The sequence below is a fragment of the Streptomyces sp. NPDC006174 genome, from assembly GCF_040614075.1.
Lineage (GTDB): Bacteria > Actinomycetota > Actinomycetes > Streptomycetales > Streptomycetaceae > Streptomyces.
Window position 1 is genome coordinate 656,885 of sequence record NZ_JBEXTJ010000001.1, and the last position, 20,653, is coordinate 677,537.

General features: G+C 72.0%; 16 protein-coding genes and 1 pseudogene. 8 read left to right on the forward strand and 9 right to left on the reverse strand.

All coding sequences use genetic code 11. From position 1 onward, the window contains the following. The first annotated feature begins 13 nt into the window (after window positions 1-13). Window positions 14-2,434, forward strand: a complete 2,421-nt coding sequence (gene lon, locus ABZ267_RS03035) for an endopeptidase La (protein WP_356747929.1) — start codon at window positions 14-16, stop codon at window positions 2,432-2,434. Between the two features lie 102 nt (window positions 2,435-2,536). Here lon and ABZ267_RS03040 read toward each other — a convergent pair whose 3' ends face one another. Both ABZ267_RS03040 and ABZ267_RS03045 read right to left on the reverse strand, forming a co-directional pair. Beyond that, window positions 2,537-3,289: a polysaccharide deacetylase family protein gene (locus tag ABZ267_RS03040; RefSeq protein WP_356748352.1), complete on the reverse strand. Its 753-nt coding sequence runs from the start codon at window positions 3,287-3,289 to the stop codon at window positions 2,537-2,539. Window positions 3,290-3,457: 168 nt separating this feature from the next. Next, window positions 3,458-4,004 (reverse strand): annotated as a pseudogene (locus ABZ267_RS03045) (GH25 family lysozyme); the annotation flags it as partial. A gap of 138 nt (window positions 4,005-4,142) precedes the next feature. Between ABZ267_RS03045 and ABZ267_RS03050 the strand changes: the two are divergent. Then, window positions 4,143-4,625: a MarR family transcriptional regulator gene (locus tag ABZ267_RS03050; RefSeq protein WP_356747931.1), complete on the forward strand. Its 483-nt coding sequence runs from the start codon at window positions 4,143-4,145 to the stop codon at window positions 4,623-4,625. Window positions 4,626-4,694: 69 nt separating this feature from the next. On the opposite strand, the gene ABZ267_RS03055 is transcribed toward ABZ267_RS03050, so the two are convergent. Further along, window positions 4,695-5,486 carry a hypothetical protein gene (locus ABZ267_RS03055; protein WP_356747933.1) on the reverse strand — a complete coding sequence of 264 codons (792 nt, stop codon included), beginning with the start codon at window positions 5,484-5,486 and terminating at the stop codon, window positions 4,695-4,697. 361 nt (window positions 5,487-5,847) lie between these two features. Here ABZ267_RS03055 and ABZ267_RS03060 point away from each other — a divergent pair, with 361 nt between their 5' ends. Genes ABZ267_RS03060 through ABZ267_RS03080 form a run of 5 tightly spaced genes read left to right on the forward strand, consistent with a single transcriptional unit; the run spans window position 5,848 to window position 11,869 of the window. After that, window positions 5,848-9,048 carry a nitrate- and nitrite sensing domain-containing protein gene (locus ABZ267_RS03060; RefSeq protein ID WP_356748354.1) on the forward strand — a complete coding sequence of 1,067 codons (3,201 nt, stop codon included), beginning with the start codon at window positions 5,848-5,850 and terminating at the stop codon, window positions 9,046-9,048. Next, window positions 9,045-9,524 carry a roadblock/LC7 domain-containing protein gene (locus ABZ267_RS03065; protein WP_356747935.1) on the forward strand — a complete coding sequence of 160 codons (480 nt, stop codon included), beginning with the start codon at window positions 9,045-9,047 and terminating at the stop codon, window positions 9,522-9,524. Before ABZ267_RS03060 ends, ABZ267_RS03065 begins: the two co-directional genes overlap by 4 nt. Further along, window positions 9,521-9,937 carry a DUF742 domain-containing protein gene (locus ABZ267_RS03070; protein WP_015611323.1) on the forward strand — a complete coding sequence of 139 codons (417 nt, stop codon included), beginning with the start codon at window positions 9,521-9,523 and terminating at the stop codon, window positions 9,935-9,937. The genes ABZ267_RS03065 and ABZ267_RS03070 overlap by 4 nt, the downstream gene beginning before the upstream one ends. Next, window positions 9,918-10,592, forward strand: coding sequence for an ATP/GTP-binding protein (locus tag ABZ267_RS03075; RefSeq protein WP_356747937.1), 675 nt, complete (start codon window positions 9,918-9,920; stop codon window positions 10,590-10,592). Before ABZ267_RS03070 ends, ABZ267_RS03075 begins: the two co-directional genes overlap by 20 nt. 41 nt (window positions 10,593-10,633) lie before the next feature. Beyond that, on the forward strand, window positions 10,634-11,869 hold the full coding sequence (locus tag ABZ267_RS03080; RefSeq protein ID WP_356747939.1) for a styrene monooxygenase/indole monooxygenase family protein: 1,236 nt from the start codon (window positions 10,634-10,636) through the stop codon (window positions 11,867-11,869). Between the two features lie 41 nt (window positions 11,870-11,910). Here the strand turns inward: ABZ267_RS03080 and ABZ267_RS03085 are convergent, their stop codons facing one another. The 5 genes from ABZ267_RS03085 to ABZ267_RS03105 all read right to left on the reverse strand — a co-directional run bounded on the left by ABZ267_RS03085 (window position 11,911) and on the right by ABZ267_RS03105 (window position 18,332). Beyond that, window positions 11,911-13,179, reverse strand: a complete 1,269-nt coding sequence (locus ABZ267_RS03085) for a C40 family peptidase (protein ID WP_356747940.1) — start codon at window positions 13,177-13,179, stop codon at window positions 11,911-11,913. A gap of 166 nt (window positions 13,180-13,345) precedes the next feature. Further along, window positions 13,346-16,174 (reverse strand): PQQ-binding-like beta-propeller repeat protein, encoded by a 2,829-nt coding sequence (locus tag ABZ267_RS03090; RefSeq protein ID WP_356747942.1) that lies wholly within the window; start codon window positions 16,172-16,174, stop codon window positions 13,346-13,348. 98 nt (window positions 16,175-16,272) lie between these two features. Further along, on the reverse strand, window positions 16,273-16,536 hold the full coding sequence (locus ABZ267_RS03095; RefSeq protein ID WP_356747944.1) for a hypothetical protein: 264 nt from the start codon (window positions 16,534-16,536) through the stop codon (window positions 16,273-16,275). Window positions 16,537-16,540: 4 nt separating this feature from the next. After that, window positions 16,541-17,317 carry a TetR/AcrR family transcriptional regulator gene (locus tag ABZ267_RS03100; RefSeq protein ID WP_356747946.1) on the reverse strand — a complete coding sequence of 259 codons (777 nt, stop codon included), beginning with the start codon at window positions 17,315-17,317 and terminating at the stop codon, window positions 16,541-16,543. Window positions 17,318-17,351: 34 nt separating this feature from the next. Then, window positions 17,352-18,332 carry a diiron oxygenase gene (locus ABZ267_RS03105; RefSeq protein ID WP_356748356.1) on the reverse strand — a complete coding sequence of 327 codons (981 nt, stop codon included), beginning with the start codon at window positions 18,330-18,332 and terminating at the stop codon, window positions 17,352-17,354. 273 nt (window positions 18,333-18,605) lie between these two features. On the opposite strand from ABZ267_RS03105, the gene ABZ267_RS03110 reads away from it, so the two are divergent. Beyond that, a complete protein-coding gene (locus tag ABZ267_RS03110) occupies window positions 18,606-19,715 on the forward strand; it encodes a ferritin-like domain-containing protein (RefSeq protein WP_356747948.1) in 1,110 nt (369 codons plus the stop codon). Window positions 19,716-19,752: 37 nt separating this feature from the next. Here ABZ267_RS03110 and ABZ267_RS03115 read toward each other — a convergent pair whose 3' ends face one another. Beyond that, window positions 19,753-20,649, reverse strand: coding sequence for a sucrase ferredoxin (locus tag ABZ267_RS03115; RefSeq protein ID WP_356747950.1), 897 nt, complete (start codon window positions 20,647-20,649; stop codon window positions 19,753-19,755). Window positions 20,650-20,653 lie beyond the last annotated feature (4 nt).

A 20,653-nucleotide genomic window follows, 5' to 3' on the forward strand; every position in this document is an offset into this window, starting at 1 on the left:
CGAAGGGGAGATCATGACTACCGAGTCCAAGGCGTTCACACCGATCGACCTGCCCGTGCTGCCGCTCGACGACGAGGTCGTCCTGCCCGGCATGGTGGTGCCGCTGGACCTGTCCGACGCCGAGGTGCGCGCCGCCGTGGAGGCAGCGCAGGCCGCTGCCCGGCCCGGCGGCGGCAAGCCCGAGGTGCTGCTGGTGCCGCGGATCGACGGGACGTACACGGGGACCGGTGTCCTCGGGACCGTCGAGCAGGTCGGACGCCTGAGCGACGGCGACCCGGGTGCGCTCATCCGGGCGCGGGACCGGGTCCGGATCGGGGCCGGGACCAGTGGGCCGGGGCGGGCGCTCTGGGTCGAGGGGACGGTGATCGATGCCGTCGTGCCCGAGCCGCTGCCGGGCTCCGCCGCCGAGCTGGCCAAGGAGTACAAGGCGCTCGCCACCAGCTGGCTCAAGAAGCGCGGCGCCTGGCAGGTCGTGGACCGGGTCCAGCAGATCGAGGACATCTCGGCGCTCGCCGACAACTCCGGATACTCGCCGTTCCTGACCACCGCGCAGAAGGTCCAGCTCCTGGAGACCGTGGACCCGGTCGCGCGGCTGAAGCTCGCCATCCAGTGGCTGGGCGAGCACCTGGCCGAGCAGGATGTCGCCGAGTCCATCGCCAAGGACGTCCAGGAGGGCGTGGACAAGCAGCAGCGCGAGTTCCTGCTGCGCCGCCAGCTGGACGCCGTACGCAAGGAGCTCTCCGAGCTCAACGGTGATCCGGAGGACGAGTCCGACGACTACCGGGCCCGCGTCGAGGCCGCCGATCTGCCCGAGCACGTCCGGACGGCCGCGCTCAAGGAGGTCGAGAAGCTGGAGCGGTCCAGTGACCAGTCTCCTGAGGGCTCCTGGATCCGGACCTGGCTGGACACCGTCCTCGAACTGCCGTGGACCGAGCGCACCGAGGACGCCTACGACATCCGTGGCGCCCAGGCCGTCCTGGACGCCGAGCACGCCGGCCTCGCCGACGTGAAGGAGCGCATCACCGAGTACCTCGCGGTGCGCAAGCGGCGCGCCGACCGAGGGCTCGGTGTGGTCGGCGGTCGCCGCGGCGGTGCCGTGCTCGCGCTCGTCGGTCCGCCCGGTGTCGGCAAGACCTCGCTCGGTGAGTCCGTCGCGCATGCCATGGGCCGCAAGTTCGTCCGGGTCGCGCTCGGCGGTGTCCGGGACGAGGCGGAGATCCGGGGCCACCGGCGTACGTACGTGGGCGCTCTTCCCGGACGGATCGTGCGAGCGATCAAGGAGGCCGGTTCGATGAACCCGGTCGTCCTGCTCGACGAGATCGACAAGGTCGGCTCCGACTTCCGCGGCGACCCGGCCGCAGCTCTCCTCGAAGTCCTGGACCCGGCGCAGAACCACACGTTCCGCGACCACTACCTGGAGGTCGAACTCGACCTCAGCGACGTCGTCTTCCTCGCCACCGCCAACGTCCTCGAAGCCATCCCCGAGGCCCTGCTCGACCGCATGGAGCTGGTCCGGCTCGACGGCTACACCGAGGACGAGAAGGTCGTCATCGCCCGGGACCACCTGCTCCCGCGCCAGCTGGAGCGAGCGGGTCTGGAGAAGGACGAGATCGCGCTGGAGGAGTCGGCGCTGCGCAAGCTGGCCGGTGAGTACACCCGCGAGGCCGGCGTACGGAATCTGGAGCGGGCCGTCGCCCGGCTGCTCCGCAAGGTCGCGGCCCAGCACGAACTGGGCGACCGCGAGCTGCCGTTCACGGTGACCGACGCCGACCTGCGCGGCCTCATCGGGCGCCCGCACCACGTGCCCGAGTCCGCTCAGGACCCGTCCGAGCGGCGCACCGCCGTGCCGGGTGTGGCCACCGGGCTCGCGGTGACCGGTGCGGGAGGTGACGTCCTCTTCGTCGAGGCGTCGCTCGCCGACCCGGAGACCGGCGCGTCCGGACTGACCCTGACCGGTCAGCTCGGCGACGTCATGAAGGAGTCGGCGCAGATCGCGCTGAGCTTCCTGCGGTCGCACGGCGCGGAGCTGGAGCTGCCGGTCGCGGACCTCAAGGACCGCGGTGTGCACATCCACTTCCCGGCCGGTGCGGTGCCGAAGGACGGTCCGAGCGCCGGCATCACGCTCACGACGGCCCTGGCCTCGCTGCTCTCCGGACGCCTCGTCCGTACGGATGTGGCGATGACCGGTGAGGTGTCCCTGACCGGGCGCGTCCTGCCGATCGGCGGCCTGAAGCAGAAGCTGCTGGCCGCGCACCGCGCGGGCATCACCACCGTGGTGATCCCGCAGCGCAACGAGGCCGACCTGGACGACGTCCCGGCCGAGGTGCTGGAGAAGCTGGACGTCCACCCGGTCACCGACGTCCGCCAGGTCCTGGAGATCGCCCTCGCCCCGGCCTCGGCCAGGACCGAGGAGAGGATCCCGGCCGCGGCCTGACCGCCACGCAGTGACGGGCGCGGCATCAGGTGCACGGCCGGTACGGACGGCCCGCTTCCCGAGTCAACGGGAGCGGGCCGTTCCGCATGTTGTGACCGCAGGTCACGGGCGGTAGATCGTGCCGGGCTCCGGCACCGCCGGGGCCATCAGCTCCGGGACGGTCACGAAGGTGTAGCCGTCTTTCTGCAGCGCGTCGATGATCCCGGGCACGGCGGGCACGGTGCCCTGGTAGATGTCGTGCAGCAGGATGATGCCGTCCTTGCTCGCCTGGCCCACGATCCGCTTCGTGATCAGTGCCGAGTCGTTCGTCGAGTAGTCCTTGGCGGTGGCGCTCCACAGCACCTGGGAGAGGCCCAGCTCCTCGCTGATCCCGGAGACCTTGTCGTCGGTGCGGCCCTGCGGCGGGCGCATCAGCCGGGGCTTCTTGCCGGTGACCTTCTCGATCGCCACCTGGGTCTTCTCCAGCTCGGCCCGTATCTCGTCCGGCTCCTGGTCGGTGAGGATCTTGTGCGTCCAGGTGTGGTTGGCCACCTCGTGGCCCTCGTCCTGGATGCGCCGCACGGTCTCCGGGTGCTTGAGGACGTGGTGCTTGCCGAGCAGGAAGAAGGTCGCGTGGACCTTCTTCTCCTTGAGGATGTCCAGCAGCTCCGGAGTGTCCTTGCCCGGTCCGGCGTCGAACGTGAGCGCGATGCACTTCGCCTTACGGCAGTCGGCCCGGCCGAACGAGCCCTTGGCGTCGGACGCCGCGTCCTGCCGTGCCGAGCCCGGAGCCGTCGTCTCCATCGAGCACCCGCCGAGCGCCAGTGTGAGCGTCGTCACCAGCGCGCCGGCCAACCCGCCGCCGAGCAGGCTCATCTTCTTGGGCACGGCACACCACTCCTTTGCGCGGAAATATCCGCACAGGTGTGCGGTACGCCGAGGACTATACATAGTGCGTATACATGGAGTGCATAGTGGGGTGAGAGGCCGCGTGAGAACCCGGTGACCTGGAGCGATGTCACCGGGGCGGGCTCGGTCGAGGGGTCAGCCGTTGGCGAGCGCCTGTACGCGGTCGGGGGCGCCGTTGAAGCGGTTGTGGTCGCCGGCCGTGGGGCCGGTCGAGGTGTACTGCCACGTCGTGTGGATGGGCCAGGGCCTGTCGTTTGGATCAGGCCAGGCTCGCGGGGTCCGGCCTGATCCAAGCCACAGGCCCCAGCCGGCCGGCACCTCGCCGACCGTCGTGAAGTCCCGGATCCAGTTCACCATTCCGGCCTGGCTGAGGCCGTGGCACCGGGCGCCGTACGGGTTCCACTCGATGTCGAGCACGCCCGGCAGGGTCCGGCCGTCGCGGGACCCTGCCGCCGCCGTTGTCCACGAAGTAGTTGGCCTGCGCGGCGCCGCTCGCGGTGTTCGGAGTGGCGAAGTGGTACGCGCCACGGATCATGCCGACGTTGTAGGAGCCGTTGTACTGCTGCGGGAAGCAGGGGTTCTCGTAGTACGTCCCCTCGGTGGCCTTCGCGTGGGCCCACTTCACGCCGCTGTTCCACAGGGTCTGCCAGGCCACGTTGTCCTGGTGGCCGCTGACGTCCACGCGCACGTGGACCCGGCGCACGGAAGAGGCCTTGGCCGCCGCCGTTGTCCTACGCCTGCGAAATACTGGCCGAGCTGCGGCGTTGACCGGCCGTGGAAGAAACTTTCATCGGCAGGAAACCGTACGAGGGGTACTGACGTGCACGGGAGCGAGAACGCGCCGGAGCCGGACGCCACCGCCGGAACTGGTGTGGACCACGAATTCCTGGCGCTGGAGCGCGAGTTGGCTGTCTTCCTGCGCCGCGCGCGGGCCAGCTCCGGCGAGATGGCCCGCGGGGTCCACCCCGAACTGGAGCCCGCCGCCTACGGCTTGCTCGTCCGCCTGGAGTCGGCAGGCCGGCAGCGGGCCACCGAGCTGGCCGCCTACTTCGGCGTCGGCAAGGCCACCATGAGCCGGCAGCTGCGGGCCCTGGAGGAGCTCGGGCTGGTCGCCCGCGAACCCGACCCGGCGGACGGCCGCGCCTGGCTCGTCCGGCTGACCGACGAGGGCCTCGCCCGCTTCCGCAGCGTCCGCGACGCCCGGCGCGGGCAGTACGTCCGCAAGCTGGCCGCCTGGGACCGGGCCGAGGTGGCCGAGCTGGCCCGGCTGCTGCACCAGCTGAACAGCCGCGCGGAGGAGTGATGCCTCGCCTCTACAGCTCCACGCTGCTGCACCAGCTGAACAGCCGCGCGGAGGAGTGAAGCCTCGCCTCTACACCTCCACGAACACCGCCGTCGCGTCGTCGTGCGTCTTGCTCCGCCGCAGCCGTACGCGCCCGGCGGCCGCGTCGGCCGCCTCCAGCTCCCGTACGCGATCGATCAGCCCCTGCGGACCCGCCTTGCGCAGCAGCTCCAGCGCGCCCGCCCAGTCGCCCTCCCGGAACACCTGCGTCCACCGGCTCGCCCCGTCCGTCAGCCCGGCCAGCGAGCGGACCTCGGCGGCCGGGACGGTGCCGGTCACCGCGCGGGCGGCCACCGCCGGGTCGGCGGCCGCGGTGAAGAAGCCGCCCTCCTTGTTCCGCAGCAGGCCGTCGACCGTCGCCGCCGAGGCCAGCGAACCCGGCGGCAACCGGTCGAGCCGGTCGTCCAGGACCGCCCGGACCGTGCCGTCCGGCGCCTCCAGCAGGAGCACCGCGTCGGAGAGCACCAGGTACTCGATCGCGTGTTCGCTCCAACGCGCCAGAGCCACGGTCGCCTGAGGCGTACGCGCGTGAGAAAGGTCACAGGTCGACCGGTGGGCGTCGGCGGTGCGCCGGATGGACGCGGAGAGAATCTCGGCCAGGTCCATATCTCGCCGTGAACCCGACAGTTCCACCAGCGCGCCGCCCAGCCGGGCGGTGAACCACGGGACGGAGTGCACACAACCGTCGTCCTCCGCCGGTGGCGTGACCCCGTCGAGCACCACCAGCGCTCCGCCCTGGCCGGACGCCGGGAGGGCGGCCGACACCCAGTCCTCGTTGGGGCGTTCGGGATCGCCGGGGACGGTGGCGAGTTCGAGGCGCATGAGGCCAGTCTGCACGAGGTCTTCACGGAGCCCGCACGGGAGCGGTTTCCAGCCGTACCAGCAGGTCAACGCGGGCCCGGTACGCGGAGGGCGGGCTCCGGAGGAGTGCGGGCGGGCATCTTGCCAAAGGCCGCGCCGAAGTTCCACCCCGCCCCCTATGCATGGTCAGAGGCGCACGTGGGGAGACTTGTTCGCCAACTCAAGAGTGATGTTCACTCGTTCGAGTGGCGGAGCGGTTGATGCGCGCCCCCCTCTCAAAAGCACTGGAATGGTCAGAAGCCGTACCAGGAGCGGGGGTCCTTCTACGTGACCGAGCGTCACCTCTGCTTCAAGGGTGGACGAGTCAAGATTGCGAGCACCGGTGCAGAAGAAGCGGCCGCGGAGCAAGGGCAGCACGCGCGACGGTTCCGGGGCGATGCCTCCGGCTCCTGTCGCCACCAAGCGGACCGTACGGGTACGGAGCCGGCTGGTCGCCGGTGTCGCCGTCGTCGGGGTCATCGTCATCGCGGCGGGCGCTCCCGCGGCGCTGAGCGCCTCCACCGATCTGGCCGAGTCCCAGCGGCTGGTGACCCTCTCCGAGCTGAACCGGCAGGCCGTCACGCTGGCGCACTCCCTCGCCGACGAGCGGGACGCCGTCACCGCGTACATCGCGGGCGGCCGCGCCGATGACGGCGAGGCCGGTACCGAGAGCCGCCTCACCCGCACCACCCGGGTCGACCAGCAGATCGACGAGATCCACGAGCCGGCCCCGGCGGCCCTGCGGCGCGACCTCTCCGCCGTGCCCTCGCTCCGCCGCGACGCGCTCACCGGCAAGGGCTCGGCGCTGGAGGCCCACCAGGCGTACTCCGAGGTCATCGCCAAGCTGCACGGCATCTCCGCCGAGCTGGCCGACAAGACCCCGCCGCGCGCCGCCGACGCCACCCGCGCCCCGCTCGCCCTCGGCGGAGCCGTCGAGCAGGCCTCCGCCACCCGCGGGCTCCTCCTCGCCGCCCTCGCCGTGCCGACCCCGGAGCCCGCCGCTCCGCAGATCGACCCCTTCACCGGGCTGCCGGTCGAGGGCGAGGACGACGCGACCAAACGGGCCGACCGCGACCGGGACGAGCTGAGCGCCGCCGCCCAGCAGGCCCGGGTCCGCGAGCTGGCCTCGCTCGCCGAGTTCGACCAGGCGGCCGATCCCGTCGCCCGCGACAAGCTCTCCGCCACCGTCACCGGCCCCGAGATCAACAGCGCGGAGAAGTACCTCACCCGCCTCACCGACCGGCCCGAGCTCTCCGAGGGCGAGCGCGACACCAGCGCCAAGAAGCTGGAGGCCGCGCTCTCCGCCCGGGTCGACCGGATGCGCAGCGTCGAGTCCGCGCTCGGCACCGCCCAGGTCCAGCGGCTGGAAGGCATCCGCGACGACGACGTCACCGCCCTCGAACTGAGCATCGCGCTGCTCGGCGGCTGCTTCCTGCTGGCCGTCGGCGTCTCCACCGCCGTCGCCCGCACGCTCACCCAGCCGCTCGCCGTCCTGCGCATCGGCGCCGCCCGCCTCGCGGACGAGCCCGCGACCGCCGAACCGGTCCGCTACACCGGCCGCAACGACGAGTTCGCCCAGGTCGTACGGTCGATGAACACGCTGCACGCCAAGCTCACCGGCCTCCAGCAGGAGTTCACCGGCCGCTACGAGAACCTCAACGCCGAGCGCGCCGAACTGATCGCGGGCCGCGAGGCCCTCACCCTCCAGCGCGCCGAACTCCAGGTCCAGGCCGCCGAGCTCGCCGCCCAGCTGGAGCGGCTGAAGAACACGGTCCACCACACCTTCGTCAACCTCTCGCTCCGCAACCTCGGCCTCGTCGAGCGCCAGCTCGGCGTCATCGAGAGCCTGGAGGAGCGCGAGCAGGACCCGGAGCGCCTCGCCACTCTGTTCAAGCTGGACCACATGGCCACGGTCATGCGCCGGCACAGCGAGAACATGCTCGTCCTCGCGGGCGCCGAGCACGGCCACGCCCACGCCGGACCGATCCCGCTGGTCGACGTGGCCCGCGCGGCCGTCAGCGAGATCGAGCGGTACGAGCGGGTCACCATCCAGTCCCTGCCGCCGCACGCCCAGATCGCCGGGTTCGCCGCCGACGACCTCAGCCACCTCCTGGCCGAACTCCTGGAGAACGCCACCTCCTTCTCGCCGCCGGACTCCCATGTGGAGCTCTCCGGCTGGCTGCTGGAGACCGGCGAGGTGATGCTCTCCGTGCAGGACGCGGGCATCGGCATGTCGAGCGTCCGGATGGGCGAGCTCAATGCGAGGCTGGCCGACCCGGCCTCGTTCGAGGCGGGGGAGCAGAGTGCCGACGGGGCCGGACTCGGGCTCCAGGTCACCTCGTTGCTGGCCGCCCGGCACGGCGTACGGGTCCAGCTGCGCGAGCAGAAGGGGAGTGGAGTGACGGCCGTCGTCGTCCTGCCGCAGACCCTGCTGCCCAACTCGCTTCCCGCATCGCCGCCGCCCGCCGTACAACTGCCGGGCGAGGCGCCGGCGCTCAACCTGCCGGGCTCGGTGGCCGAGGCCAACTCCAACGCGCTGCCGAGCCGTACGCCGGTCCTGCCGCCGGTCGCCGCGGCGCCTGCCGAGCCTGCCGCGCCGGAGACGGTTGCCGAGGCGCCGGTCGAGCCTGGGACGACGTCCGAGCAGGCGCCCGCTGTCGAGCCCGAGCAGCTGGCCGCGCCGACGCCGGAGGCCCGGCCCGAGCCCGCCGATTCCGTCGCCCGGCCCGCCGTCGACCCGATGATCGCCGCCGCCGAGCGGGCGATCCGCGAGGCCGGCGCGAAGGAGCCCGCGTCCGTCGAGGACGCGGAGGGTCCCGAAGCCACCGACGTACCGCAGCAGCGCCCTGACACGGAGGCGCGCGCGGAAGGTCCCATGGCCGCGGGCGCGCCCGCCGAGTCGGACTCCGAGGTCACGATGCAGGTCCGGCTGCCGAAGCCCTCGGCGGACCCGGCCACCGCCGCGGTCCCGCAGCCCTCCGACCCGTACGCCATCGGCCCCGACCGCCACGAGCGTCCGGCCGACAGCGCTCCGGGCGACCGGTCCACGGACGGGCCCGAGTCCCGTCCCGCGCCCCGTGGCGAGGCCGCCGCCGACACCGTGCCCGGCCCCCGGAAGCCGCAGCCCGCCCGGGTCACCGACAAGGGCCTGCCCAAGCGCACGCCCAAGGTTCTCCAGCCCGAAGGCGCTCCCGCCACCGGCCGCACCGGCAGCCTGGACCGGGACGACCTGCGCCGCAGGCTCGGCAGCTTCCACCAGGCGGCGAAGGAGGGCCGACGCGATGTCGAGGCCGAGATCGCCGAGTCCAGCGGCTCCATCGCCCTCGCCGACCACGAGGGCGTAACCACCGGACGTACCGGGCACGAGACCAACGGCACCACGCCCGCAACGAGCACCGCACACACCACGGGCACCGCGAACATCACCGGCACCGCGGGCGCCACACGCACCGCACACGACACAGGGACGACCGAGCAGACCGGCGGCCGCACGGACCGCCGGAACGGAGAGACGGGGGACACAGTCGAGGAGGCACGCAGTTGACTGCGCCCAGCACGTTCGGGCTGAGTACCGAGGCCCGGAACCTGCACTGGTTGCTGAGCAATCTCGTGGAGGAGGTGCCAGGGGTCCACTCGGTCACCGTCGTCTCGTCCGACGGGCTGATGCTGCTCTCCTCCGACCCCGGCCACCACGAGGTGAAGGCGGCAGGACCGTCGGACGGACCCAAGGGGTCCAGCGCCGATCTGGCCACCATCGTCTCCGGCATCGGCTCGCTGACCGTCGGAGCCGCGAAGCTGATGGACGGCGGCGGAGTCAAACAGACCATGGTCGCCATGGACGAAGGCAGCGTCTTCGTCATGTCGATCAGCGACGGCTCCCTCCTCGGCGTCCACGCCACGCCTGACTGCGACATGAGCGTCGTCGCGTACCACATGGCCCTCTTCGTCGGCCGGGCCGGACACGTCCTCACCCCCGAACTCCGCAGCGAGCTGCGCACATCGATGGAGAGTACCCAGTGACGACCGCCGCAGCCGAGCCCTCTCCCCGCCTCCCCGTCCGCGGCGCCGACAAGCGCCCGGCCAGGGTCCGCCCGTACTCCCTCACCGGAGGCCGCACGCGGTTCGGGCACGTCCTGCTCGTCGAGACGTTCGTCGCCGCCCTCGAAGCACCTGAGGAGCGCCGCGAGCTCACCAACGGCAACCTGGCCTCGCGGGTCATGCCGGAGCTCCAGGCCATCGTCGAAATCTGCCGCCGGATGCGTACGGTCGCGGAGATCTCGGCCCTGTTGAAGATGCCGCTCGGAGTCGTCCGGGTGCTGCTCAGCGACCTGGCCGACCAAGGAAAGATCCGCGTGTACGGAACCGGTCACGGCACCGGTCAGCCCGACCGCGCACTGCTCGAAAGGGTGCTCAATGGACTCCGCCGTCTCTGAGGCGCCGCTCTTCGCCCCGCGCCGGCCGGGGCCCCGGGACGACCGGCCGTCCCGGCCTCAGGACCAGGCCGAGGAGTCGCTCCAGGCCTGGCAGCTCGACCACACCCGCGCGCCCACCGCGACCAAGATCGTGGTGGCGGGCGGCTTCGGCGTGGGCAAGACGACGTTCGTCGGCTCGGTCTCCGAGATCACGCCGCTGAAGACCGAAGCGCTGATGACCCAGGCCAGCGAGGAGACCGACGACCTCTCCGCGACGCCCGAGAAGACCACCACGACGGTGGCCATGGACTTCGGTCGGCTCACTCTGGACGACGACCTCGTGCTGTACGTCTTCGGCACGCCCGGCCAGCAGCGCTTCTGGTTCATGTGGGACGACCTGGTACGCGGCGCGATCGGCGCGATCGTCCTGGCCGACACCCGGCGTCTGGAGGACTGCTTCCCGGCGCTCGACTACTTCGAGAGCTGCGGGCTGCCGTACATCGTGGCGGTCAACCACTTCGAGGGAACGCCCGGTTACGAGGCGGAGGACGTCAGGGAGGCCCTGACCGTACCGCCGCACGTGCCGATAGTGATCATGGACGCGCGTAACAGGATCACGGTCGTCGAGTCGCTGCTGGCCCTGGTCGGCCATGCTCTCGACGTCACGCCTGCCTAGATCGCACAGATCGCCTTGATCACACACAACGGAGAGCCGCGATGCGGAAGATACTCATAGTCGGAGCCGGCCAGTCCGGACTCCAGCTGGCCCTCGGGCTGCAGTCCCGAGGTTACGAAGTCACGCTGATGTCCAACCGCACGGCCGACGAGATCCGCACCGGCCGGGTCATGTCGACGCAGTGCATGTTCCACACCGCGCTCCAGCACGAGCGGGACTACCAGCTGAACTTCTGGGAGTCCCAGGCTCCGCGGATCGAGGGCCTCGGTGTCTCCGTCGCCGCGCCGGACTCCTCGCGCGCCATCGACTGGGTCGGCAAGCTCGACGGGTACGCGCAGTCGGTCGACCAGCGCGTGAAGATGGCCGGCTGGATGGAGACCTTCGCCCAGCGCGGCGGGCAGCTCGTCATCCACGGGGCGGCCGTCTCCGACCTGGACTACTTCTCGCGTACGTACGACCTGGTGATGGTCTCGGCCGGCAAGGGCGAGCTGGTCTCCATGTTCGGCCGGGACGCGGCGCGTTCGCCGTTCGACGCCCCGCAGCGCGCGCTGGCCGTCGCCTACGTCCACGGCATGGGCCCGCGCCCGGAGCACCCGGAGTTCGACGCGGTCCGCTGCAACCTGGTGCCGGGCGTCGGCGAGCTGTTCGTGATGCCGACGCTGACCACCTCCGGCCGCGCCGACATCCTCTTCTGGGAAGGCATCCCGGGCGGCCCGCTCGACGCGTTCCAGGGCATCAAGGACCCCTCCGAGCACCTGGCGAAGACGCTGGAGCTGATGGAGAGGTTCACGCCGTGGGAGTACGCCCGCGCCACGAAGGTCGAGCTGACCGACGCCAACGGCACCCTCGCCGGCCGCTACGCCCCCACCGTCCGCAAGCCGATCGGCCGCCTCCCCGGCGGCGGTCTGGTCCTCGGCGTCGCGGACGTCGTCGTGGCCAACGACCCGATCACCGGCCAGGGCTCCAACTCGGCCTCCAAGTGCGCCGACTCCTATCTGGACTCGATCCTGGAGCACGGTGACAAGGAGTTCGACGCGGCCTGGATGCAGTCCACCTTCGACCGCTACTGGGACACCGCCCAGCACGTCGTGAAGTGGACCAACGCGATGCTCGGCGCCCCGCCGGAGCACGTACTGAACCTGATCGGCGCCGCCGGCCAGCTCCAGCCGGTCGCGGACCGCTTCGCCAACGGCTTCAACGACCCGGCGGACTTCGACAACTTCTTCTTCGACCCGGAGAAGACGAACGCGTACCTGGCCTCGGTCTCCGGAGCCTGAGCGTCCCGCTGGCCTGGTGGCCGTTGCTCCGGCCACCAGGCCTACTCCGGCGCCCGGTCCACGCCGTACCCCGTGTCCGAGCCGTCGCGGGCGCCCTCGGGGAGGGCCGGGCGGGTGTACGTGGACAGGGGTGTGCCGGCGGGGTCGGGGCGGACGGCGCCGAGGAGGGGGTTGGACGCGACCGGGGAGACCTTCACCTTGGTGCCGGGGCGGGGGGCCTGGACCACCAGGCCGTCGCCGATGTACAGCGCCACGTGCGTCGCCTTCGGGAAGTAGATCACCAGGTCGCCGGGGCGGAGTGAGGAGATCGGGACCTTCGGGAGCTGCTTCCACTGTTCCTGCGAGGTGCGCGGGATCGGGCGGCCCGCCGTCGCCCAGGCCTGCGAGGTCAGGCCGGAGCAGTCGAAGGAGCCGGGGCCCTCGGCGCCCCAGACGTACGGCTTGCCGATCTGGTCGATCGCGTACGTGATGGCGTCACCGCCCTGACGGGTCGGCGGCCGGGTCGAGCTGAGCGCGCCGGAGGCGACCAGTTCGCGCTGGGCCGCCGCCACGCCCTGCTCTTCGAGCCCGGCCAGCTGGGCCAGTTGCCCGGCGGAGAGCGTGGCCAGCAGTGTCTCCACCTCCTTCAGCTTGCCGCGCACGGTGTCGCGCTGCTTCTTCTGCCGCGCGGCCAGCCTCTTCTGCTCCTCGACCGCCTTGCGCGAGGCGGCGGCCAAGGTGTCGGCGCGGCGGGCGTCGGTGGTGAGGCGTTCCACGGTCGCCGCGCGGCCCGCCGCCACCCGTTCGACGACATGGCTCTGGTCCAGAGCGCGCAGCGGGTCGCGGGCCAGCAGGAGCTGGAGGTAGGCGGAGAACTCGGTGCGCCCTTGATACTGCTCCCGCGCCAGCCGTCCCGCGTCCCCGCGGCTGAGCTCCAGCGCGGCCCGCGCCTTGGCCAGCTCACCGTTCACCTTCTTCGCCTGCGCGGTCCGCTGCTTCAGCTTCTCGGCGGTGGCGTTGTAGGTCTCGCTGGCCTCTTCCGCCGCCTGGTAGCGCGTCTGCAGCTCGCGGAGGAGGGTCGTGACGCTCTTGGGGGCACCGGCTTCGGGTGCCGCCCCGGGGGCGGCCAGTGCTGTCTCCGCGTCCACCTCTGCCGCGTCCGCCTCCGGCTCGTCCGCCTCCGGTGTGTCGGTCTCGGGTGTGTCTTCTGGTGGTACGGATTCCTCCGACGGTACGGGGATCGGCTCGGCCGGTGCGGCGGTGGCGGGAGCGACCGCCAGGGCCGTGGCGAGTGCGGTCGCGCAGACCGCGCGCAGGAGTCTGCCTGACATGACATCACCTCCGTTACGGAGACGGGGCCCGGAAGATTCGGACTCGTCCACAAGCGAGCGAGCTAATCCGATCAATCCGGTCACCTGGTGTCAGGTCATGCAAGCACCGCACGGCGTGCCGCCCGGGGGATGCCCCGGACGGCCGCAGCGACGAGAAGGTCCCGGCTCAGGCCACCGGGAAGGCGTAGAAGGCCCTGTCCCGCTGGACGATGATGTGCGAGCCGACGGCGAGGGTCCGGTACGGAGCGCTCACCGTGGCGCCCTTCGGGTCGGCCACTCCGATGTCCTGGAACTTCCACAGCCGCTCCCCGTCGGCCGCCGAGAACGCCGTGACCTGAGTGGCGTCGGAGGCGAGCAGCGTCTTGCCGCCGCCGCTCAGGGTGAGGGCGGGTGCGTTGCCGATACCCGGCACCTCCGTCGAGCGCCGCCAGGCCAGGCGCCCGCTCTCCCGTTCCACCGCGCCGATCTGCCGGCTGCGCTCGGTGGTGTGGAGGTAGGGGCCGGCCACGAGCGGAGTGCCGAAGGCAGAGCCCGCCGTGCCCGCGACCCGCCACAGCGGCTTGCCGGTGTCCGCCTCGAACGACTGGAGGTCGGCGCCGACCCCCGCGTACAGGATCCCGTCCTCGTCGCCCGTGACGGCCGCGTCCGGGCCGGACGCGCCGTACTGCTTGGTCCAGCGCAGCTTGCCGGTCTGCTGGTCGAAGGAGCGGACGGAGCCCTTCCCCTTGGCCGCCTTGACCTCGGCCGCCGTCAGGGTGACCGCGTCCTGCCGGACGAGAAGATCGGCCGAGCGTTCCGCCACGACCCGGTAGAGCGGTGTGCCGGGCGCGCGGCCCGCCGGTACCGGCGTACGCCAGACCTCGGCGCGCCGGACGATGTCGTACGCGAGGAAGTACGCCTGGACGACCCGCTTGTCCGCCGCCCTCTTCTTGCCTCTCTTCGGCTTCGGCGCCTTCACGGTGACCGTGCGCGAGCCGGTGAACCAGACCACCGGCCCGGAGTGGCCCGCCAGCCGTCCCACCTGAAGGTCCGGCAGGTCGGTGAAGCCGTCCGCGTACCGCACGCGGTGCACGACCGTGCCGTCCTTCGGCGCGAGCCAGAGGAACTCCGTCGGGCTCGCCACGAAGCACAGGTCGCCCGCGACCAGCGCAGCCTGGCCCTTGGCCGCGTCCGCGCGCTGCCAGACCCGCTTGCCGGTGCTCACGTCGACGGCGCTCGCCTGGCTCTCGCTGGTCACCACCAGCAGCCGGTCCCGCCAGAGCGCGGTGGTCAGCGGCGCGGACTCGGAGGCCGGGTGGGAGTAGCTCCAGCGCGGCTCGGGGGGCCGGCCGGGGAGCGTGCGGCGCGGCTTCGGCGGTGCGGGCTTGGCGTCCGTGGCGACCGCGGTCTCTCCGCCGCCGATCGCGGCGACCGCGCCGCCGCCGACGACGAGTCCGCCGACCGCTGCCGCCGCGATGGCGATCAGGGTCCGGCGGCTGGTGGCGGAGCCGGACGGAGGCGTGGGCGCGGGCGGCAACGGCAACGCGACCATGGGGCCGTTGCCGTTGCCGTTGTGGCCTTGGGCTGTGGTGGCGGAGGTCGGGAGTGCCGCTGCCGGGTAGGGGGCGGGGCTGCCGTAGGTGTGGTGGTGGGCCGGTGCCGGGAGGGCTGCGGGAGTGTTGCCCGGGGCCGGGGGCAGGCCTTGGGGGAGGGCTAGGTGGGTGGTGGCGCGGTCGGACTGCGGTGGCTTGGGGCCGGTGTTGAGGAAGCGGGTGGTGCCCCGGTCCTCGCCGATGTTCCCGGTGGTGTCGGTGGTGGCGACCTCCGTGGCCTTGCTGGTGGTGGCCACAGTGGCCCTTAGGTCGGCCGGGGACTGTGTGGCAGGTGTGTTTGTGGGTGCGCCTGGTGGTGTGTCTGTCGGCGCCTCTGCCGTTGTGCCTGCCGAGACGTCCGCCGGTCCTTCGTCTGCCGCACCGCCTGTCACCGAGTCGGCCACCGCATCCGGAGCCGTACCGCCCGCCGTAACGCCCGTCCCCGAGTCGGCCACCGCGCCCGCAGCCGTACCGCTTGCCGCACCGCCCGCCACCGCCACCGCGTCCTCCGCAGGCCGCGCGTCCTCCTCCGGCGCCGCCAACCCCCGCACCCGCGCCTCCTGCTCCGCGACCGCCGCCGCCAGTCGCTCAGGCAGCCAGCCGCCTCGGGCCAGGCCCGCCGCGCCCTCCAGGGCCAGTTCGGCGGCGACCGTGCCGGCCGTGGGACGCTCGGCCGGGTCCTTGGACAGGCAGGCCGCGATCAGGGCGCGCAACTCCTGCGGTACGGCGTCCAGTTCCGGGTCGGCCTCGGCGATGCGGCGGGCCGCCTCCTCGGGCGGGCCCTCCGTGAACGGGGTCGCTCCCGTGGCCGCGTACGCCAGCAGCAGGCCCAGCACGAACAGGTCGGACGGCGTGCCGACCTCCTTGCCCTCCACCTGCTCCGGCGTCAGGTAGCCGAGCCGGACCGAGAGCTGCCCGCCCGGCCGCGCCTCCGCCGTCGCCGCGGCGCCCAGCGGGCCGAACGCGGTGAGCCGGGGCCCGTCCTCGGCCAGCAGCACCGTGCCCGGGGCCAGCCCCTGGAGCACCGAGCCGCCCGCGTGCACCCGGGAAAGGATTTCGGCGATGCCCGCCCCCAGTATCCGCAGAGCGCGCTCCGGCAGCGGGCCCGCGATGCCGACCGCCTCGGCCAGCGGCAGCGCGGGGACGTACTCCGTCGCGGTCCAGAGGAGCTCGTCCTCGCCGGTCTCCAGCGGCGGCGACACCCAGCCTCCCGCGAGGCGTTCGGCGGTGCGGGCCTCGGCCTGGAAGCGGCGCCGGAACGCCGGTACGGCGGCGAGCGCGGGGCGGGCGGCGGTGATCACGGCGAGCTCGCCGGTGCCGGTGTCCCGGCCCACGTACTGCACGGCGCTCGCGGCTTCCTGGAAGCGGGCCAGCACGGTGAAGCGACCGAAACGGCGTGGATCTTCGCTACGCAGCGCCTCCATGGCGCACCCCCCCTTGTGACCGTCCTCCGGCGCCCGAGTGACCCGTCCCTCGGCACCTGACCGTCGATCTTAAAGCCTGCGCCTCCGGAAGCGGGCGTTCAGGGCTTGGACCAGGGCCACTTGAGCGCGGTGCGCTTGCGGCCGCCGGGAGCGTACTCGTACACCCAGCCGCGCTGGAGGCCGAGCCGCTCGGTGTAGCCGGCCGGGACGCGTTCGTACGCGTGGACGGTGGGCGGGGAGCCGTCGGGGGAGGGGACGGGGACCTCGTACCATTTCGGCGGGTGGCCGGTCGGGCCGACCAGGACCGGCAGGACCCGGCCGTCCAGCGGGCCGCCTCGGAAAGGGGTGTTCTCGCTCTTCACCGGGTCAGTCTGCCGCAGGGGCCTGCGGCAGCAGGTGCGCCGCATCGGCGACGACCGGGATGACCAGCTCGGCCAGCCGTCCGGCCGGGCCGTCGGAGGTCTCCAGCGCCAGCAGGTCGCGTACCACCGCCGCGGTCTCCTCGTCGGTGGCCGCCGTCGCGGCGAGCAGCGCGATGAGGTGGTCGACCAGCCAGCCGCGCAGCTCGGCCGCCGCCGGCCGCTTGCCCTCGTCCAGCCAGATCAGCGACGCCGCTTCCACGGCCGCGATCCAGCTGCGGACCATCATCCGCAGCCTCGGCCCGGCGCTCTGCGGGCCGCTGCCGCCGATCCGGCCGAGGTGGCTGAGGATCTCCTCCGCCGCCGCCCGCCGGACGCCGTCCACGATCGTCGTCGTGCGGGAGGTCTCCACGACGCTGCCACCGCGCAGCAACGCGCTGAACCCGGTGTCGTGCTCGTCGACGAAGCGGAGGTAGCGGTCCAGGACGCGGGCGACGCGCTCGGTGGGCGGGCCGGCCGGCGGCTCGGTGAAACAGAGCTTCAGCTCGTCGGCGGCCGAGCCGAGCGCGGCCTCGTACAACTGCTGCCGTCCGCCCGGGAAGTAGCGGTAGACCAGCGGCCGCGAGACGCCGGCCGCCACCGCCACCTCGTCCAGCGAGACCTCGTCGGGCGCCCGGTGGGCGAAGAGGCCGAGCGCCGCGACGAGGAGCTGGGCGCGGCGCTCCTCGACACTGAGCCTGCGGTACGCGCGGGGCGGCGGCGGGGCTGCGGCGGTGGACGTCATGCCCACGAGCCTAAAGCCTCCGGTCGGCACGGCCTCAGGCCAGCAGACCTGAACTGCGCCACAGCCGACGGCTGACGCCGTTCAGCAGCCCGATGTCGTCGAAGAAGTCCGTCAGCCGCCGCGATCCGGTCTGCATCACCTCCGTGCGGTGGCCGCTCGCCTTCACCTGGGCGACGGCCTCGCGGCGGTCCAGGCCGACGTTCTCGTACACCTGCGGGTTGACGAAGCAGAGGGAGAAGACCCGCGCCGCCTCGCCGCAGCTGACCTTGGTGAGTTCGCGCTCCCAGCGCGGTGCGGTCACCATCTGGCGGCGCAGCTCCTCGCGTGCGTACCGGACGTGCCGGGCCTCCTCGATGACATGGATACGGGTCACGCCGCGCACCAGCGTCTGCACCCGGTCGTCCGGGAAGGTCAGCCGCTGCATCCAGTCGAGGATCTCCTCGCCGAGCAGGGTCGCGGCGAACGAACCGGGCGTGGTGGAGACGGTCTTCAGGACGCGCCCCAGCTGGTGGTAGACGCGCGGCACCTCGTACGTCGGTGCGCCGCCCCAGTCGATCATGCGGCCGAACATCATCGAGTGCCGGCACTCGTCGGCTATCTCCGTGAGCGCGTAGCGGACGTGGTTGCTGGTGACGGGCTTGTCGTAGACGTGCCGGATCAGCAGCTGCATGAGGATGATCTCGAACCAGATGCCGAGCGAGGCGAGGGCCGCGCCCTCGTGCCGGGAGAGGTCCAGGCGCTGCTCCTCGGACATCCGGTGCCACATCGGGGTGTCGTAGAGCGAGAGCAGCTCCGGCGGCCAGAACCACTTGCCTTCCTCGACCGCGCTGTCCCAGTCGAGTTCGGTGTCGGGGTCGAAGGAGTGCTTGGCGGAGGATTCGAGCAGGCGCGCGGCGACCTGCTCACGGTCGCGGAGCGGGCCGAGCGCGTCCCGGAGCAGGGTCACATCGCGCGCGTTCACCTCGCGATCGGTCGCCTCGCGCGTGGTCGCGGACGTCGCGGACGTCGCGGTCATCTCGGTCGGCTCGGTCGTCATGGCGGGAGCACCTCACAGGCACGGAAGTTGCCGGGCACCGGTGTTACCGGCGGTCACTCCTTATGAGACTGCTTGTCAGCAAGGCAGTCAATCCCTTGCGCACGACTCCGCACGACTTGTTGACCCGCCGTCTACCAACGTGTGAACCTGCGAGGGGAGGCGGCGGGCGGACGCTCTCAACCGCCTTCGCCAGTACGGAACTTGTCAGGACCTGCCAGGCCGTTCGAGTCAGCCGAGGCGAAGGAGCCGTCCGTGTCCACTCATGACCTCTACACCACCCCGCCGTCCGAACCGCTCTGGCAGGTCCCCGCCACCGGAGCCGCCCGGTTCAGCTGGGACTACGACGACGGCCGCGAACGCCTCCTCGCCCTCTACCAGAAGGGCAAGGACAAGCAGTGGGACGGCAACAAGCGCATCGACTGGTCCCTGGAGGTCGACCCCACCGACCCGCTCGGCACACCCGACGAGGCGCTCACGCTGTACGGCACTCCGCACTGGGCGAAGATGACGGAGAGGGACCGTGGCGAGCTGCGCAAGCACTACACCTCCTGGCAGTTCAGCCAGTTCCTCCACGGCGAGCAGGGCGCGATGGTCTGCGCGGCCAGGATCGTGGAGTCCGTCCCGGACCTGGACGCCAAGTTCTACTCCGCCACGCAGACCATGGACGAGGCCCGGCACGCGGAGATCTACGGCCGCTTCCTCCACGAGAAGATCGGCATGCTCTACCCGGTCAACGACAACCTCCAGGGCCTGCTCGGCGACACCTTGCGCGACTCCCGCTGGGACATGCCGTACCTCGGGATGCAGGTGCTGATAGAAGGCCTGGCGCTCGCCGCCTTCGGAATGATCCGCGACACCACCACCAAGCCGCTGCCCAAGCAGATCCTCGCGTACGTCATGCAGGACGAGGCCCGTCATGTCGCCTTCGGGCGGATGGCGCTGCGCGACTACTACAAGCAGTTGAGCGACGCCGAACTGCGCGAGCGCGAGGAGTTCGTCATCGAGGGCTGCTACCTCATGCGCGACCGGCTCAGCGGTGTCGAGGTCCTGGAGAACTTCGGCATCGGCAAGCAGGAGGCGAAGGACCTCTCGGAGCACTCCGAGTTCCTCCAGCTCTTCCGCAAGCTCCTGTTCAGCCGGATCGTGCCGTGCGTCAAGGACATCGGCCTGTGGGGTCCGCGGCTCCAGAGGGCGTACGTCGACATGGGCGTCCTGGAACTCGGTGACTCCAACCTGGACCTGCTGATGTCCCAGGACGAGGAGATAGCCGAGGAGCTGGACCGCGAACGCTTCGCCGCCGAGGAGGAGGCGCGGGTGGCGGAGGTCGCGGAGGCGATCGGGGAGGGGCGGGAGGCGGCCTGAGGCGATCCGGCGAGCGCCGTGACCACCAGGCGCTTCCTCAGCCCGGCCGGACCGAGACGGCGTCGTAGACCACGGCCGAACTCGTCGCCGGGCCGCGGCAGGTCAGCTGGTTCCGCGGTGTGCGCCGGGCCCGCACCTCCACGTCGACGACGGCCGGAGCGGGCGGCCGGCCGGTGATACGGATCCGCCAGCCGTCGTCGTCGCGGACCGTCCCGGCGACCGCGTAGTCGTGCCGGCCCGCCGGGCCGAAGCGGTCGAGTACGGCGGCGACGGCGGCCTGCTGCGGCGGGAACAGGTCGGTGTACCCGCGCAGGTGCTCGGCGTGGATACGGCCGGCCAGGTGTTCTTCGACCACCGTGAGGGACGAGCCGGCGTCGAGATTCCCGTAGTAGACACCGTCGGGCACGACGACGACATTGGCGGCGAACCTGTCACCGCCCACATGCGTGCACTCCCACACAAGCTCCGGCCACCGCTCGCTCAGAGCGCGTCCCACCGGCCGTCCGCGCACGGCACAGCAGGCGTCGTGGAGGCCGTGGGCGCAGACGAGGACGACCGGCCGGCCGCCGGGCTCTCCTGGGGCGGCGAGGGCCGGGACGATCTGCGCCAGGTCCTCGTCGCGGCCCCAGGTGCCCCACTGCTGGCGGTGTGCGCCGGTGGCGTCGTAGCGCAGTACGGCCCAGCGTGGCGGACCCTGGAGACCTTGGCGGCCGTGGCGCCGTACGAGCAGTACGCGGGCCCGCACCGCCTGGGCGGCGGCGAACACCAGCGCCTTGGTCCCGGGCTCCAGGCCGAGGCCGTCGAAGCCGTTGGCCGGCCAGCCGCCCCGGTACTCGATGAGGACCCAGGCGGTGCCGTGCGGTGCCGTGCCGACGATCGAGTCGCCGCGCGTCCGGGCGGCGTCCGCGCAGAAGAACCGTCCTGTCGTGGTCACCGAG

Excerpts from the sequence above, each read along its gene's own strand:
- ABZ267_RS03090 (WP_356747942.1), bottom strand. The coding sequence starts at position 16,174 with ATGGAGGCGCTGCGTAGCGAAGATCCACGCCGTTTCGGTCGCTTCACC.
- ABZ267_RS03040 (WP_356748352.1), bottom strand. The coding sequence starts at position 3,289 with ATGAGCCTGCTCGGCGGCGGGTTGGCCGGCGCGCTGGTGACGACGCTC.
- ABZ267_RS03080 (WP_356747939.1), top strand. The coding sequence starts at position 10,634 with ATGCGGAAGATACTCATAGTCGGAGCCGGCCAGTCCGGACTCCAGCTG.
- lon (WP_356747929.1), top strand. The coding sequence starts at position 14 with ATGACTACCGAGTCCAAGGCGTTCACACCGATCGACCTGCCCGTGCTG.
- ABZ267_RS03085 (WP_356747940.1), bottom strand. The coding sequence starts at position 13,179 with ATGTCAGGCAGACTCCTGCGCGCGGTCTGCGCGACCGCACTCGCCACG.
- ABZ267_RS03075 (WP_356747937.1), top strand. The coding sequence starts at position 9,918 with ATGGACTCCGCCGTCTCTGAGGCGCCGCTCTTCGCCCCGCGCCGGCCG.
- ABZ267_RS03100 (WP_356747946.1), bottom strand. The coding sequence starts at position 17,317 with ATGACGTCCACCGCCGCAGCCCCGCCGCCGCCCCGCGCGTACCGCAGG.
- ABZ267_RS03105 (WP_356748356.1), bottom strand. The coding sequence starts at position 18,332 with ATGACCGCGACGTCCGCGACGTCCGCGACCACGCGCGAGGCGACCGAT.
- ABZ267_RS03055 (WP_356747933.1), bottom strand. The coding sequence starts at position 5,486 with ATGCGCCTCGAACTCGCCACCGTCCCCGGCGATCCCGAACGCCCCAAC.